The sequence below is a fragment of the Enterobacteriaceae endosymbiont of Donacia cinerea genome, assembly GCF_012569925.1.
Lineage (GTDB): Bacteria > Pseudomonadota > Gammaproteobacteria > Enterobacterales > Enterobacteriaceae.
Window position 1 is genome coordinate 393,942 of the sequence record NZ_CP046204.1, and the last position, 13,946, is coordinate 407,887.

Annotated in this window: 15 protein-coding genes and 1 other RNA gene; 11 read left to right on the forward strand and 5 right to left on the reverse strand. The window is 17.0% G+C overall.

Going from position 1 to position 13,946, the window contains the following annotated elements:
• Window positions 1-10 precede the first annotated feature (10 nt).
• The gene (tyrA, locus tag GJT94_RS01925; RefSeq protein WP_168894446.1) at window positions 11-1,081 is read left to right on the forward strand and encodes a bifunctional chorismate mutase/prephenate dehydrogenase; all 1,071 of its coding nucleotides are present in this window, start codon (window positions 11-13) and stop codon (window positions 1,079-1,081) included.
• A gap of 99 nt (window positions 1,082-1,180) precedes the next feature.
• Here tyrA and bamD read toward each other — a convergent pair whose 3' ends face one another.
• The gene (gene bamD, locus GJT94_RS01930) at window positions 1,181-1,900 is read right to left on the reverse strand and encodes an outer membrane protein assembly factor BamD (protein ID WP_168894447.1); all 720 of its coding nucleotides are present in this window, start codon (window positions 1,898-1,900) and stop codon (window positions 1,181-1,183) included.
• Between the two features lie 75 nt (window positions 1,901-1,975).
• Between bamD and GJT94_RS01935 the strand changes: the two genes are divergently transcribed.
• The 4 genes from GJT94_RS01935 to GJT94_RS01950 all read left to right on the forward strand — a co-directional run bounded on the left by GJT94_RS01935 (window position 1,976) and on the right by GJT94_RS01950 (window position 4,635).
• Window positions 1,976-2,164 carry a S4 domain-containing protein gene (locus GJT94_RS01935; RefSeq protein ID WP_168894448.1) on the forward strand — a complete coding sequence of 63 codons (189 nt, stop codon included), beginning with the start codon at window positions 1,976-1,978 and terminating at the stop codon, window positions 2,162-2,164.
• A gap of 32 nt (window positions 2,165-2,196) precedes the next feature.
• Window positions 2,197-2,928, forward strand: coding sequence for an RluA family pseudouridine synthase (locus GJT94_RS01940; RefSeq protein ID WP_246208904.1), 732 nt, complete (start codon window positions 2,197-2,199; stop codon window positions 2,926-2,928).
• A gap of 114 nt (window positions 2,929-3,042) precedes the next feature.
• On the forward strand, window positions 3,043-3,732 hold the full coding sequence (locus GJT94_RS01945; protein ID WP_168894449.1) for a DsbA family protein: 690 nt from the start codon (window positions 3,043-3,045) through the stop codon (window positions 3,730-3,732).
• A gap of 42 nt (window positions 3,733-3,774) precedes the next feature.
• On the forward strand, window positions 3,775-4,635 hold the full coding sequence (locus tag GJT94_RS01950) for a 5'-3' exonuclease (RefSeq protein ID WP_168894450.1): 861 nt from the start codon (window positions 3,775-3,777) through the stop codon (window positions 4,633-4,635).
• A gap of 161 nt (window positions 4,636-4,796) precedes the next feature.
• On the opposite strand, the gene yihA is transcribed toward GJT94_RS01950, so the two are convergent.
• The gene (gene yihA, locus GJT94_RS01955; RefSeq protein WP_168894451.1) at window positions 4,797-5,279 is read right to left on the reverse strand and encodes a ribosome biogenesis GTP-binding protein YihA/YsxC; all 483 of its coding nucleotides are present in this window, start codon (window positions 5,277-5,279) and stop codon (window positions 4,797-4,799) included.
• Window positions 5,280-5,399: 120 nt separating this feature from the next.
• Here yihA and typA point away from each other — a divergent pair, with 120 nt between their 5' ends.
• Window positions 5,400-7,223, forward strand: a complete 1,824-nt coding sequence (typA, locus tag GJT94_RS01960; protein ID WP_168894452.1) for a translational GTPase TypA — start codon at window positions 5,400-5,402, stop codon at window positions 7,221-7,223.
• A 45-nt stretch (window positions 7,224-7,268) separates the two neighbouring features.
• Here typA and ssrA read toward each other — a convergent pair.
• Window positions 7,269-7,633, reverse strand: a transfer-messenger RNA (tmRNA) gene (ssrA, locus tag GJT94_RS01965).
• Between the two features lie 8 nt (window positions 7,634-7,641).
• Complete coding sequence (smpB, locus tag GJT94_RS01970; RefSeq protein WP_343033254.1) at window positions 7,642-8,127, reverse strand: SsrA-binding protein SmpB; 486 nt, start codon at window positions 8,125-8,127, stop codon at window positions 7,642-7,644.
• Window positions 8,128-8,327: 200 nt separating this feature from the next.
• Here smpB and grpE point away from each other — a divergent pair, with 200 nt between their 5' ends.
• The 3 genes from grpE to rpmG all read left to right on the forward strand — a co-directional run bounded on the left by grpE (window position 8,328) and on the right by rpmG (window position 9,501).
• Window positions 8,328-9,020 (forward strand): nucleotide exchange factor GrpE, encoded by a 693-nt coding sequence (grpE, locus tag GJT94_RS01975; RefSeq protein ID WP_168894453.1) that lies wholly within the window; start codon window positions 8,328-8,330, stop codon window positions 9,018-9,020.
• Between the two features lie 89 nt (window positions 9,021-9,109).
• Window positions 9,110-9,328 carry a 50S ribosomal protein L28 gene (gene rpmB, locus GJT94_RS01980; protein ID WP_168894454.1) on the forward strand — a complete coding sequence of 73 codons (219 nt, stop codon included), beginning with the start codon at window positions 9,110-9,112 and terminating at the stop codon, window positions 9,326-9,328.
• Between the two features lie 11 nt (window positions 9,329-9,339).
• Window positions 9,340-9,501: a 50S ribosomal protein L33 gene (rpmG, locus tag GJT94_RS01985; RefSeq protein WP_168894455.1), complete on the forward strand. Its 162-nt coding sequence runs from the start codon at window positions 9,340-9,342 to the stop codon at window positions 9,499-9,501.
• 96 nt (window positions 9,502-9,597) lie between these two features.
• Here the strand turns inward: rpmG and rpmE are convergent, their stop codons facing one another.
• On the reverse strand, window positions 9,598-9,819 hold the full coding sequence (gene rpmE, locus GJT94_RS01990; RefSeq protein ID WP_168894456.1) for a 50S ribosomal protein L31: 222 nt from the start codon (window positions 9,817-9,819) through the stop codon (window positions 9,598-9,600).
• A 108-nt stretch (window positions 9,820-9,927) separates the two neighbouring features.
• Here rpmE and priA point away from each other — a divergent pair, with 108 nt between their 5' ends.
• Together priA and mnmG are read left to right on the forward strand one after the other, a co-directional pair.
• On the forward strand, window positions 9,928-11,994 hold the full coding sequence (gene priA, locus GJT94_RS01995; RefSeq protein WP_168894457.1) for a replication restart helicase PriA: 2,067 nt from the start codon (window positions 9,928-9,930) through the stop codon (window positions 11,992-11,994).
• A 53-nt stretch (window positions 11,995-12,047) separates the two neighbouring features.
• Window positions 12,048-13,934 carry a tRNA uridine-5-carboxymethylaminomethyl(34) synthesis enzyme MnmG gene (mnmG, locus tag GJT94_RS02000; protein WP_168894458.1) on the forward strand — a complete coding sequence of 629 codons (1,887 nt, stop codon included), beginning with the start codon at window positions 12,048-12,050 and terminating at the stop codon, window positions 13,932-13,934.
• Window positions 13,935-13,946 lie beyond the last annotated feature (12 nt).

Consider the following 13,946-nt stretch of genomic DNA (forward strand, 5'->3'; position numbering starts at 1 on the left):
ATAAAAAAATATGTTAAATAAATTAAGTTTATTACGTAATAAAATTGATCTTTTAGATATAAAATTATTAGAGATTTTATCTAAAAGATTAGAGTTAGTAAAAAAAATAGGATTAATAAAAAATCAATACGGACTACCAATTTATGTACCAGAAAGAGAAAAATATATAATTGATTTAAAAAAAAAAGAAGCAAAAAAAAAGGGTATATCTCCTAATTTTATTGAAGATATATTCCATCGTGTAATTAAAGAATCATACTATTATGAAAAAATAAAAAAATTTAAAAAAATAAAACCTGATTTTACAGAAATATTAATTATTAGTCATGATAAAAAAATAAGCTATTTATTTAAAAATATGTTAACTATAACTGGATATAATATAAAATATATAAAAGAGAAAAATCTAAATATTAATAATATAAATTATTTATTTAAAAACATAGGAATGCTTATTTTAGATATATCTAAAAATTTTTTTGAAAAATTTATTAAAAAATTATTTCTTTTACCTAAAAATTGTATTTTAATTGACTTATCTCCTATAAAAGAAATATCTATAAAAAAAATATTAAAAATATATAAAGGACCTGTTCTAGGTTTATATTATTTTTTTGATTACCAAAAAAATTTTTTATTTAAAGAATCTATAATATACTGTGATGGTCGTAAAAAAAAATACTATTATTGGTTCTTAAAACAAATAGAAATTTGGGGATTAAAAATTGAATATATGAGTGTAATAGAACATGATCAATATGTTTTTTTTATAGAATCACTAAAATATTTTTTTACATTAATATATAGTACTTTTTTAATAAAAAAGAAAATATCATTTAATAAAGTTTTAACTTTATTTAAGCCTATATCTTATTTAAATATATTTATTTTAAAAAATTTTTTTTTAGAAAATCCACAATTATATATAAATTTAATTACAGATTCAAAAAACAATATTGAAAATATTAAAAAACATTTAGACTATATTAACAATCTTTCTTTTGTAATTGATAAAAAAAAAAAAATAAAAATAATTAATATTTTTAATAAAATTAAAAATTTATTAATATTTAATAAATAAATTTTAATAAAAATATAAAAAATATTTTTAATTAAATATTTAGATATAAAATTTTAAAAACTTAATATTAACCCAACTTTAATATTAAGTTTCTTCATATTATTTATTAATATTTATTTTACTATATGAATCTTGTAAAATTTTTTTAATTAAATTAATCTCTATACTATTAGGATATTCTTTTAAAAAAATTAAACATCTGTTAATTGTTGATATATAATTTTTCTTTTTAAAAAGAAACTGTATAATATTTAAATCAAATATTCTTACACGTTTTTTCATAGTAATTAATCTTTTTTTAAGATCATTAGTATATATATTATTAGGATAATTTTTAATAAATATTTCCGTATCATTAATAGCTAATTGAGTATAAAAAGGATTACAATCTTTTCTATTTATTCTAAATAAAGTTTGTATTCTAGTATTAGAATCTAAAGATATTTCAGATAAAATTCTAATATAAAAAATATAACTCATAAATGCAGAATAATTATATGATTGTATAAATTCTTCAGTTAATTCTAAAACATTTAAAAAATCTTGATTAAGATAACTTAAATATATTAAATAAACTAAAATTTTTTCAGTATACATATTATATGGATAATTAACATATAAATTACTAAATTTAATGAAAGCTTTATCATATTTTTTACTAGTTAAAATTTTTATAGCTTCTAAATATTCTTGTTTTAGAGAAGTTTTATAGTATTTTTTTTGTGAAATATAATTATATTTACAGCTAGTTGTAAATATTAATAATATACATATTAAAATATTAATAAAAAATAATTTATTTTTTGTAAAAATTTTCATTTTGATTTTTTAAAAAAAGAAATATATTATATTAATATATACTAATTTAATTTTTAAATTATAAATATTAAATATATGCAATATATAAATTTAACTTTTAAAGTTTGTTTAAAATATGATAAAAAAAGATTAGATTTATTTCTTACTAAAAAAATTTTACAATTTTCAAGATCACAAATAAAGAAAACTATTATTAATAATAATGTAAGAATAAATGATGTTGTTATTAACTTACCTAAAAAAAAATTTTTTTTAAAGATATAATTAAAATTAATATATTTATTACAGATAATAATATATGGAAAGCACAAAATTTATATTTAAATATAGTTTATGATGATAAATATATTTTAGTTATAAATAAAACTACTAATTTTGTTGTACATCCTGCTAATAAAAATAAAAATAATACTGTTTTTAACTCTTTATTATATAATTATCCCTTTTTAAGAGATGTACCTAGAGCAGGAATTATACATAGATTAGATAAAAATACAACAGGATTAATGATTATAGCAAAAAATATGAATTCATATTTTTTTTTAAAAAAAGAATTAAAAAATCATAATATTATTAGAGAATATGAAGCTATTGTAAATGGAGTAATTAAAACTAATGGAATAATAAATTATCCAATAAAACGTATATATAAAAAACATAATATTTGTATGCAAATTAATTTATTAGGTAAAAAATCAATAACAAAATATTTTATAAAAAATATATTTAAAAATCATACTCATTTAAGAGTCAGATTAAAAACAGGGAGAACACATCAAATTAGAGTACATTTATCACATATTAATCATAGTATTGTTGGTGATCCAGTTTATAAAAAATTTAAAAATTTTTCTTTAATCAATAATTTTTATAAAAAAAAAATTAATGAAATTATTCAAAGACAAGCTTTACATGCTTGTTATTTGAAATTTATGCATCCATTTTTCAACATAAATATTAAATTATTTTCAATAATACCAAATGATATAAGTAATTTAATTAATTTTTTGAAAAAAAATAAAAATTAAAATATTAAACATAATAAAAAATATATTTATTTAAAAAATAATTTTATTAAAATAAATAATTAGTTTATAATATTAATATCGAATTGTATCTTTTAATTAAGAGTGATAAAAAGTATGATAAATACAAGAAAATATATGTTATTTTTTAGCATGTTATTTTTATTATTAATTACATCTAATAATTGTTTAGCATCTAATAAATTAGATAATTTATCTTTATATGATAAATTAACAAAGGAAGAACAACAATTATTTACTAAAGAATTTGGTAAAAAACCAGTAATAGTTGAATTTTTTTCATTTTTATGTCCTCATTGTTATGAATTTTATACAGGTATTAATCCAAAATTTTTAAAAAATAAAATATCTAAAAATGTAAAAATTATAAGAATTCACTACAGTAAAATGGGTCAAGAAGAAGGTAAAGGTTTATCTACTATATTAGGATATGCTTGGGTTGTTGCTAAAATGTTAAATGTAGAAGATAAAGTAATTGGTCCTATTTTTGATGGTATTCATAAAACTGAATCTATTCATGATTATAATTCCATAAAAAGAATCTTTGTTAGAAAAGCTGGAGTTACAGGTAATATGTTTGATGCTGCATGGAATAGTAATATAGCAAAAATGTTATTTGAAAAAGAATATGATATAATTGAAAAACTTAATATACATTTAGTTCCAGATATATATGTTAATAATAAATTTATAGTAAATATTTCTGGATTATATAATAGTACTAGTAATCTAAATAATTTTTATCAAAATTATATTAATTTAATAAAAAGACTTTTAAAAAGATAATATTTTTAAAAAAAAGATATATATTTTAGTATATTTATAAATATGAAAAAAAAAATAATTTTAATTGATGGATCATTTTGTTTATATCGTGCTTATTATGCTTTACCTAAATTAATTAATACTAAAGGGGATCCTACTGGTGCAATATATGGTTTTATTAAAATTTTTAACAAGATCATAAAAATGAACATAAATAGTTATTTTTTAATTATATTTGATACTAAAGGAATATCTTTTAGAAAAAAAATTTTTAGTGAATATAAATCAAAAAGAACTAATATGCCTGATAATTTAATTTTACAAATTAAACCTTTATTAAAAATTATACAGGCAATGGGATATAATTTTATATCTATAAAAAATATAGAAGCAGATGATATAATTGGTACTTTATCATTAAAAGCAGAACAAAAGAATTATTTAGTTTTTATTTTTAGCTTAGATAAAGATATAACACAATTAGTTAATAAAAATATAAAAATAATTAATCCTATTAATTATTCTATTTCTGGACCGAAAGAGATATATAAAAAATATGGAGTATACCCAAAATTTATTAGTGATTTACTAGCATTAAGTGGTGATTCCATTGATAATATTCCTGGAGTTCCAGGAATAGGAAATAAAATAAGTCAAAAATTAATAAACAAATTAGGAAATTTAAAAAATATATATAAAAATATAAATATTATTAATAACAATAATTTTAGAGGGGGTTGTAATATAAAAAAAAAACTTATAAAATATAAAAAATTAGTTTTTTTGTACCATAAATTAACAAAAATAAAAACTAATATTACTCTAGATATAGATTATTTTAATTTTTTACAGTTTAAAATAAAACCCCAAATAAATTATTTGAAATATTTATTTCAAAAATACGAATTTAATAAATTTAATTAAAATATGTATAAGTTTATTTTATATATTACATATTTTATATTATAAACAATAATTAATATAATTCTTTATTTTCTTTATATTTTTTTTTTTAATTGAAGAAAATGTAATTAATTTAATTTTATTAAAAAATGAACTATTAATTTTTTTTTTTAAAATTTTTATTATTTGGTTTGTATTATTTTTATATTTTTTTTAGATATTTTATCAGTTTTATTTAATATTAATAAAATTGGTTTTTTATAAAAAGATATTTTTTTTAAAATTATTAAATCTATTTCTTTTAATAAATTACGGATATCAATTAAAAGAATAATTCCTTTTAATGAATTTTTGTGTTCTAAATATTTTTGTAAAATATTATAATATTTAAATTTATATTTTTTAATAAATTTATTATATCCATATCCTGGAAAATCTAAAAAACGAATTTTTTTTTTACTATTTTTAAATACATTTATAAATAATGTAGATCCTGGAATTTTACTTACATAAGCTATTTTTTTATTGAGTAAAATATTTATAATAGTAGATTTACCTACATTAGAATAACCAATAAATGCAATATCATGGCTATTAAAAATATTAGTTAAAGTATTAATATTTATAGTACTATAACTGTAATTAATATTATTAAAATTATTCATTATTTTTTATATAATTAAAAATATTGAAATATAGAATGTGAATGTTTCATTAAATAAAATTTCATTATATATTAATAAAAAATTTAAACAATTTAAATAGTATTTTATTAGGATTTATTTATGAAAAAAATACGTAATATAGCTATTGTTGCACATATAGATCATGGAAAAACTACACTAATAGATAAATTATTACAAGAGTCTGATAACTTTCAAAATGTTTTTAAAGACAATAATATAGATAGAATAATGGATAGTAATGAATTAGAAAAAGAAAAAGGAATAACTATTTTTTCAAAAAATACATCTATTTTTTGGAAAAATTATAAAATTAATATAATTGATACCCCTGGACATGCAGATTTTGGTGCAGAAGTAGAACGTATTTTATCAATGGTAGACTCTGTATTATTATTAGTTGATGCAGTTGAAGGTCCTATGCCTCAAACAAGATTTGTTGCATTAAAATCTTTTACATATAATTTAAAACCTATTGTAGTAATTAATAAAATAGATAGAAATTTTATTAGGCCTGATTGGGTTGTAAATCAAATATTTGATTTATTTGTTAATTTAAATGCTTCTGATGAACAATTAGATTTTCCTATAGTATATACTTCTGCACTTAAAGGAACTTCTGGATATGAAGTAAATAAAATGCAAAAAAATATGGATATATTATTTAAAACTATTATTAAATATGTTCCTTCTCCAAGAGGAAATATTAATAAACCATTTCAAATGCAAATATCTCAAATAGAATATAATAAATATATAGGTAATATTTGTATTGGTTTAATAAATAACGGAAAAATTAAAAAAAATCAATATGTTAATATTATAAAAAAAAATAAAAAAGTTAAAAAAGTTAAAATTTTATATATTATATTTAATATAGGACTAAAACCTGTATATACAGATAATGCTCAATCGGGTGATATTGTAGGTATTGCTGGTTCAGGATTTGAAGATGTGAATATTTCTAATACAATTTGTGATATTAATTATAATATATCTTTACCTTCTTTAAGAATAGAAAAACCTAAAATAGGTATGTTATTTCATGTAAATAATTCTCCATTTTCTGGAATAGAAGGTAAACATATAACATCTAATAAAATATTTAATAGAATCAATAGAGAATGTCTACATGATGTTGCATTAAAAATAACTAAAACAAAAAATAACAATATTTTTTATGTATCTGGTAGAGGAGAATTACATTTAATTATTTTAATAGAAAATATGAGAAAAGAAGGATTTGAATTATCTGTATCTAAACCTCAAATTATATCTAAAATAATTAATGGTAAAAAACAAGAACCATTTGAAGTATTAGTTTTAGATTTTAAAAAAGATAAAAAAGGTAATATAATTCAATTAATTAGTAAAAGAAAAGCGATTATAAATAATATTATTTTAGATGATTATAATAATAGAATAAAAATTGAAGCAATTATTTCAAGTAGAGGATTAATTGGTTTTAGAAATGAATTCATAAATATAACTTCAGGTACTGGTGTAATGAATTCTTTTTTTAGTCATTATGGTATTAATAAATATCATATAATTGGAGAAAGAAATAATGGTGTTTTAATTTCAAATAAAGAAGGTTATGCAGTTTCTTTTGCTTTATATAATTTACAATCTAGGGGTAAATTATTTATTAATCCTGGAGAAAAAATATATGAAGGACAGATAATAGGATTACATAATAAATCAAATGATCTTACTGTAAATTGTTTAATTAATAAAAAATTAACTAACATGAGAGCATCAGGTAGTGATAATCCTATCAATTTAATTCCTATAAAAAAAATATCATTAGAAGAAGCAATAGATTTTATAAATAACGATGAATTAGTAGAAATTACACCAAAATCAATTCGTATTCGAAAAAAATATTTAACAAAATCCCAGCGTAAATTAATAAAAAAGATATAAAAATTTACACAGTAATTCTTTATATATACCAAATATAATAATAATTATTGGAGCTGGGGGGATTCGAACCCCCGTCCAAAATTACTACACTTTCAGAACTACATGTTTAGTTTTATCTTATAAAAATTTCTTAATATAAACTGATAAAACCAAGTTTTATATTATATAGTCTAATAATTACTTTAGTATATAATTTTAAGACCAATTATATACGATCTCTTTTTTTTATGACCTATTTACTTTTTATCAAAGAGAAAAATAATAAGAAACAGGGCTTCCTGCAGTTTTTTATGCTGCTAAAGCATATTTTTCATTATTTGCAACTATATTGTACGGTTTTTTTACAAGGCCTACCGTTCCTTGACATGCTCTTAAAGTTTTATAACTTTGTCAAATCCATAATCAGCCCCATAAATTTTTAAGTATTTTTTTTCAAAAAACGTAATTTATTAATATTCCATTCTTTATTTTTTATAATATTTCTTTTATCGTATTTTTTTTTACCTTTAACAACTGCAATTTTTAATTTACACCAAGATTTTTTCCAAAAAAGACCAATAACTACTGCGGTAAATCTGTTTAAATATATATAATTTCTTAATAGTTCTATTTCTTTTTTTTTTAATAATAATTGTTTTTTCCTGTTGTTATCATATTGTATATGATTACAAATTGTTTTAATAGGATTAATACCTAGATTAAATACATATATTTTATTATTTAAAAAACTTATATAACTATTAATAATATTAACTCTATTTAATCTTAAAGATTTTACTTCCCAGCCTTGTAAAATAAGACCTGCATTTATCTTTTCTTGAATAAAAAAATTATAATAAATTTTTTTATTAAAAATAATATATTTTTTTTTTCCATTATAAAAATATTTTATTATTAAACATATTTAATTATAATATTTATATTTAATAATATCAATATATTATATATATTTTTTTAAAATTTCAATTTTTATTAAATAAATAAAATATTTGATTATTATTAATCAATTTTTTAATATTTATTATTATAAAAAATAATATATATTATTATTTATAATAAGTGTTTATTTTTAAATTTTATATAAAATTTATATAAGGATAGTATATGAAAAATAATAAATCATCAAATAATATTAAAAAAAATAATATAGAAAAAAAAGAGGAAAGTAAAAAACTAAATTTTATCAATATAGATAATAATATAAAAAAACAAAATTATAAACATGAAAATGAAAATGAAAATAAAAATGAAAATGAAAATACTAAAGAATATAATATTGAATATTTTAAAAAACAAAATGATAGTTATAAACTTGAAATCATTGAACTTAAAAATAAATTAATAAAATATGAAAATAATATATGGGATATAAAACTACGTTCTCAATCTGAAATTGAAAATGTAAGACGTAGAGCTTCATTAGATATAGAAAATGCTTATAAATTTTCATTAGAAAAATTTATTAAAGAATTATTACCTGTAATAGATAATTTAGAAAGAGCTATAAATTTAAAGACAAAACAGAAAAATAATATTGATCAATCTATAATTGAAGGTATTAAATTAACTTTAAAATCATTATTAGTATTAATTAAAAAATTTGGTATTAGTATTATAAATAAAATTAATATACCTTTTGATCCCACTAAACATCAAGCAATGTCTATTATAGAATCAGATACAATTAAAGAAAATTATATTTTAGAAATTTTACAAAAAGGATATTTTCTTAATATGAGATTATTAAGACCAGCAATGGTAATTGTATCAAAAAATAAAAAAATTAATAATAATTAATATTTAGTTTTGTTAATATGTTCATTAATTATAAATAGTTAATGAACATTTTATTTTTATAAAATATTACAAAAAATAGGATATTATAAATGTCTAAAATTTGTCAAATAACAGGAAAAAAAACAATAAAAGGTAATAATCGTTCTCATGCAATGAATGCAACTAAAAGGAAATTTTTACCAAATATTCATTTTCATAAGTTTTGGTTAAAAAAAGAAAAAAAATTTATAACTATAAAAGTATCTGCAAAAGGTATGAGATTAATCAATAAAAAAGGTATTGAAAATATTTATTTATATAAAAAATAAAGGTTATTTTTATGGCAAAAAAAAAACGTATTATAATTAAATTAATTTCATCAGCTCAAACTGGTCATTTTTATACTATTACTAAAAATAAAAAAAATACACAAAAATTAGAAATAAAAAAATTTGATCCTTATATAAGGAAACATGTATTGTATAAAGAAAAAAAAATTTAATAAAACTTAATCTTTTAAGATGAATAATTCATAATATATTAATCAATAATATGTTTAATAATTAACAATTATTGATTAATATTTTTTTAAAAAATTTTATTCAAATATTTTAGAATTTTTAAATCTTTTTTTAAAATTTTCAACACGTCCTTTAGTATCAGTTATTTTTTGTTTTCCTGTATAAAAAGGATGACATATATAACAAACATCTAAATTTAATTCTTTATTATTTTTTAAAGTTGATCTAGTATGAATAGTATTACCACAAGAACATTTTGCAATAATTTTATTATATTCAGGATGAATATTTTTTTTCATAAATTACCAATAATGTATTTTTTATAAAAAATCTTTATTTATATATTTTATAAATATATTGTATTATTACAAGAAAATTTTTATAAAAAAGAATAAAAATTTTAAATTATGAATATTGTTAAAGTTGTATTTAATAATTCTGTTATATATAATAAATTTGATTATTTATTACCTAAAAATACATCAATTTATATTGGATGTAGAGTTATAGTTCCTATAAAAAAAAAAAATTATATAGGTATAGTAATAGAAATTAATAATTTTTCTAAACTATCTATAAAAAAATTAAAATTTTTATATAAAATTTTAGATAAAAAACCACTTTTTAATTCTTCTATTTTAGATTTTGCAAAACAAATTTCTAAATATTATAAATATCCTATTGGATTTATATTATTTCAAATACTACCAATATTTTTTAGGAAAAAAAATAAATATAAAATAAATTTAAAAAATAATCTACAAGTAGATAAAATAAATATTTTAAGTAATAATAAATTAATAAAATTATATAATTTTAAAAAAATAAAAAATTTTTTGTTAAATAAAAAAAAAAATAATAATTTTTATCAAGAAAATATAGATAAAATATTACAATTTTTAGAAAAAAAAAATTTTCAAAAAAAATTTTATGTTTGGGTAACACAAGATAATATTATTTTTCTTGAAAAAATAAATATCTATTTAAATATTATAGAAAAAATTATATTTCAAAAAAAACAGGTATTAATAATAGTACCACAAAAATATCATTTTTTTTATTTGTATCAATATTTTATATCTAAATTAAATGTTTCAGTATGTTTACTATATTCAAATTTTAAAAATAAAAAAACATTACCAATTTGGGAAAATATAAAAAATGGTAAAATATTAATTATTATTGGTACAAAATTTACTATTTTTACACAATTTTTAAAATTAGGACTAATTTTTTTAATAGAAGAACATAATTTTATATATAAAAAAACAAATATATATAAATATAATATAAGAGATATTGCTATTTTAAGAGCAAAAATTGAAAATATTCCTATTATATTAAGTTCAAAAACATTAAGTTTAGAAACATTATATAATATAAATATAGGAAAATTTAAATTTTTATTACAAAATAATAAAAAAATATTATATACAAATTTTTTTAAATTTTTAATTTTAGATATAAATAAACAAGTTTCAAAATTACAGTTATTTCATAAAAATTTAATAACAAAAATACAATTATCTATCAAAAATAATGAACAAGTTATTATTTATTATAAATATCAAGGATATTCTAATCTTATTTTATGTAATTTTTGTAAAAAACCCTTAAAATGTAAAAATTGTAATAAAAATTATATTTTTTTCAAAAAATTATGGAAATTATACTGTATATTTTGTAAAAAAAATATAAATATGTTAAATTTTTGTCCTTTATGTAAAAAAAATTTTTTTATACCAATAGGTATTGGACAAGAGCAACTAATTGAATTTTTAAAAAAATTATTTCCAAATATTTTAATTTTAAATATTAATAATAAAAATTTTTTAAAAAAAATTTTATTAATTAAAAACAATAAACCATTAATAATAATTTCTTCTCAAATTTTATATAAAAAATATTTTTCTTTTTTAGTTAATACTTTAATTATTATTTTAAATATAGACAATATTTTTTTTTCTAAAAATTTTAGAACAACAGAATATTTTTCTCAATATATTTTTAATATATTAAATAATCATTTAGATACAAGTGTAAGAAAAAAAAAAATTATTCTTCAAACAAATTATCCATATAATAAAATTATTATAAAAATATTTAAAAAATATAATACATATTATAATATTGCAAACCTTCTTTTAGAAGAAAGAAAAATAATGCTATTACCACCTTTTACAAATCATATTATTCTAATTTTAGAATCTTATGATAAAAAAATTTTATTAAATTTTTTAGAAACATTAAAAAAAAAAATAATATATAAATGTGTAAATGAAAAAAATTTTTTTATTATTGGTCCTTTATCATTATTACAAAATAAAAGAAAAGGATTATTTAGAAAACAAATTATTCTACAACATACTTTAAAAAGTAAATTACAATTTATTATAAATTATATTATTTCTATTAATAAAAAAATTATAAATTTTAACAAAGTTAAATTAACAATTAACATTGATCCAATATAATTATAAAAATAAAATAACTTAATATTCTATTATTAAATATGGTAAATAATCTTATGTATAATTTTAATAAATTTGATGTAATAGTTATAGGTGGAGGACATGCCGGTACAGAAGCTGCTATAGCTAGTGCTAAAATGAAAAAAAAAACTCTTTTAATTACAAATAATATAGATACAATAGGTCAAATGTCTTGTAATCCAGCTATAGGTGGTATTGGAAAAAGTCATTTAGTAAAAGAAATAGATGCCTTAAATGGAATAATGGCTACTGCAATCGATTATTCTGGAATTAATTTTAAAATACTTAATATTAGTAAAGGTCCTGCTGTTAGATCAACAAGAGCACAAGCAGATAGAGAATTGTATAAATCTCAAATTAAATTACTGTTAAGTAAAGAAAAAAATTTATTTATTTTTCAACAAGAAGTAAAAAAAATTATAATTAAAAATTATAAAATTATAGGTATTATTACTAAAAATAATGATATTATTAATACAAAAATTGTAATCTTAACTACTGGTACTTTTTTAAATGGTCAAATTTATATTGGATTAAATAATAAATATTATGGAGGAAGAATTAATGATCCTTCATCTACAGAATTAGCTGATTTTTTAAATGAATTACCTTTAAAAAAAGGAAGATTAAAAACAGGTACTCCTCCAAGAATTGATAAAAGAAGTATTGATTTTTCTAAATTAGAAATACAATATAGTGATAATCCATTACCTTATTTTTCTTTTATTGGTAACTCTAAACAACATCCTAAACAAATACCTTGTTATATTACATATACTAATAAAAATACACATAAAATAATAATAGATAATATTATTAAAAGTCCAGTATATAGTGGTTTAATTAAAAGTAAAGGTCCTAGATATTGTCCTTCTATTGAAGATAAAATTATTAGATTTCCAGATAAAGATAAACATCAAATTTTTTTAGAACCGGAAGGGTTATTAAGTTATGAAATTTATCCTAATGGTATTTCAACAAGTCTCCCATTTGATATGCAATTTTTAATTATACAATCTATTAAAGGTTTAGAAAACGCATATATTACAAGACCAGGATATGCTGTAGAATATGATTTTTTTGATCCTAGAGGATTAAAACCTACAATGGAAAGTAAATTTGTAAAAGGATTATTTTTTGCAGGTCAAATTAATGGTACTACTGGTTATGAAGAAGCTGCATCACAGGGATTAATAGCTGGATTAAATGCGTCTCTTTTAATTGATAATAAAAAAAGTTGGTATCCATTAAGAAATCAAGCATATATTGGAGTATTATTAGATGATTTATGTACTTTAGGTACAAAAGAACCATATCGTATGTTTACTTCTAGAGCAGAATATAGATTAATATTACGTGAAAATAATGCAGATATTAGATTAACAGAAATAGGTCGTAAACTAGGTTTAGTTGATGATATACGTTGGAAAAAATTTAATGAAAAATTAGAAAGTATTGAAAAAGAATATCAAAAAATTAAAAATTTTTGTATTAATTTAAATGATAAGAAAAATATTAAAAAAATAAATCTTTTATTACAAAATCCAATAAAAAAAAATATAAATGGTTTAAACTTATTAAAACGTTCTGATATTAATTATTTAGATTTAATTAAATTAAAATTGTTTAATTTAAAAAAAAAAAATATAGAAATTATCGAATATATTGAAACTGAATTAAAATATCAAGGATATATAAAAAGACAAAAAGAATTTATAAAAAAATTTCAAAAAAATGAAGAAAAATTAATACCAATAAATATTAAATACTGTAATATTAAAAGTTTATCACATGAAGCTAAAGATAAATTTGATTTATATAAACCGTTTACTATTGGACAAGCTTCTAGAATACCTGGGATAACACCAGCAGATATTTCAATACTCTTAATTTATTTATTAAAAAATAAAAAAATGTATTAATTTAATATATTT

Excerpts from the sequence above, each read along its gene's own strand:
- tyrA (WP_168894446.1), top strand. The coding sequence starts at position 11 with ATGTTAAATAAATTAAGTTTATTACGTAATAAAATTGATCTTTTAGAT.
- bamD (WP_168894447.1), bottom strand. The coding sequence starts at position 1,900 with ATGAAAATTTTTACAAAAAATAAATTATTTTTTATTAATATTTTAATA.
- GJT94_RS01935 (WP_168894448.1), top strand. The coding sequence starts at position 1,976 with ATGCAATATATAAATTTAACTTTTAAAGTTTGTTTAAAATATGATAAA.
- GJT94_RS01945 (WP_168894449.1), top strand. The coding sequence starts at position 3,043 with ATGATAAATACAAGAAAATATATGTTATTTTTTAGCATGTTATTTTTA.
- GJT94_RS01950 (WP_168894450.1), top strand. The coding sequence starts at position 3,775 with ATGAAAAAAAAAATAATTTTAATTGATGGATCATTTTGTTTATATCGT.
- yihA (WP_168894451.1), bottom strand. The coding sequence starts at position 5,279 with ATGAATAATTTTAATAATATTAATTACAGTTATAGTACTATAAATATT.
- typA (WP_168894452.1), top strand. The coding sequence starts at position 5,400 with ATGAAAAAAATACGTAATATAGCTATTGTTGCACATATAGATCATGGA.
- grpE (WP_168894453.1), top strand. The coding sequence starts at position 8,328 with ATGAAAAATAATAAATCATCAAATAATATTAAAAAAAATAATATAGAA.
- rpmB (WP_168894454.1), top strand. The coding sequence starts at position 9,110 with ATGTCTAAAATTTGTCAAATAACAGGAAAAAAAACAATAAAAGGTAAT.
- rpmG (WP_168894455.1), top strand. The coding sequence starts at position 9,340 with ATGGCAAAAAAAAAACGTATTATAATTAAATTAATTTCATCAGCTCAA.
- rpmE (WP_168894456.1), bottom strand. The coding sequence starts at position 9,819 with ATGAAAAAAAATATTCATCCTGAATATAATAAAATTATTGCAAAATGT.
- priA (WP_168894457.1), top strand. The coding sequence starts at position 9,928 with ATGAATATTGTTAAAGTTGTATTTAATAATTCTGTTATATATAATAAA.
- mnmG (WP_168894458.1), top strand. The coding sequence starts at position 12,048 with ATGTATAATTTTAATAAATTTGATGTAATAGTTATAGGTGGAGGACAT.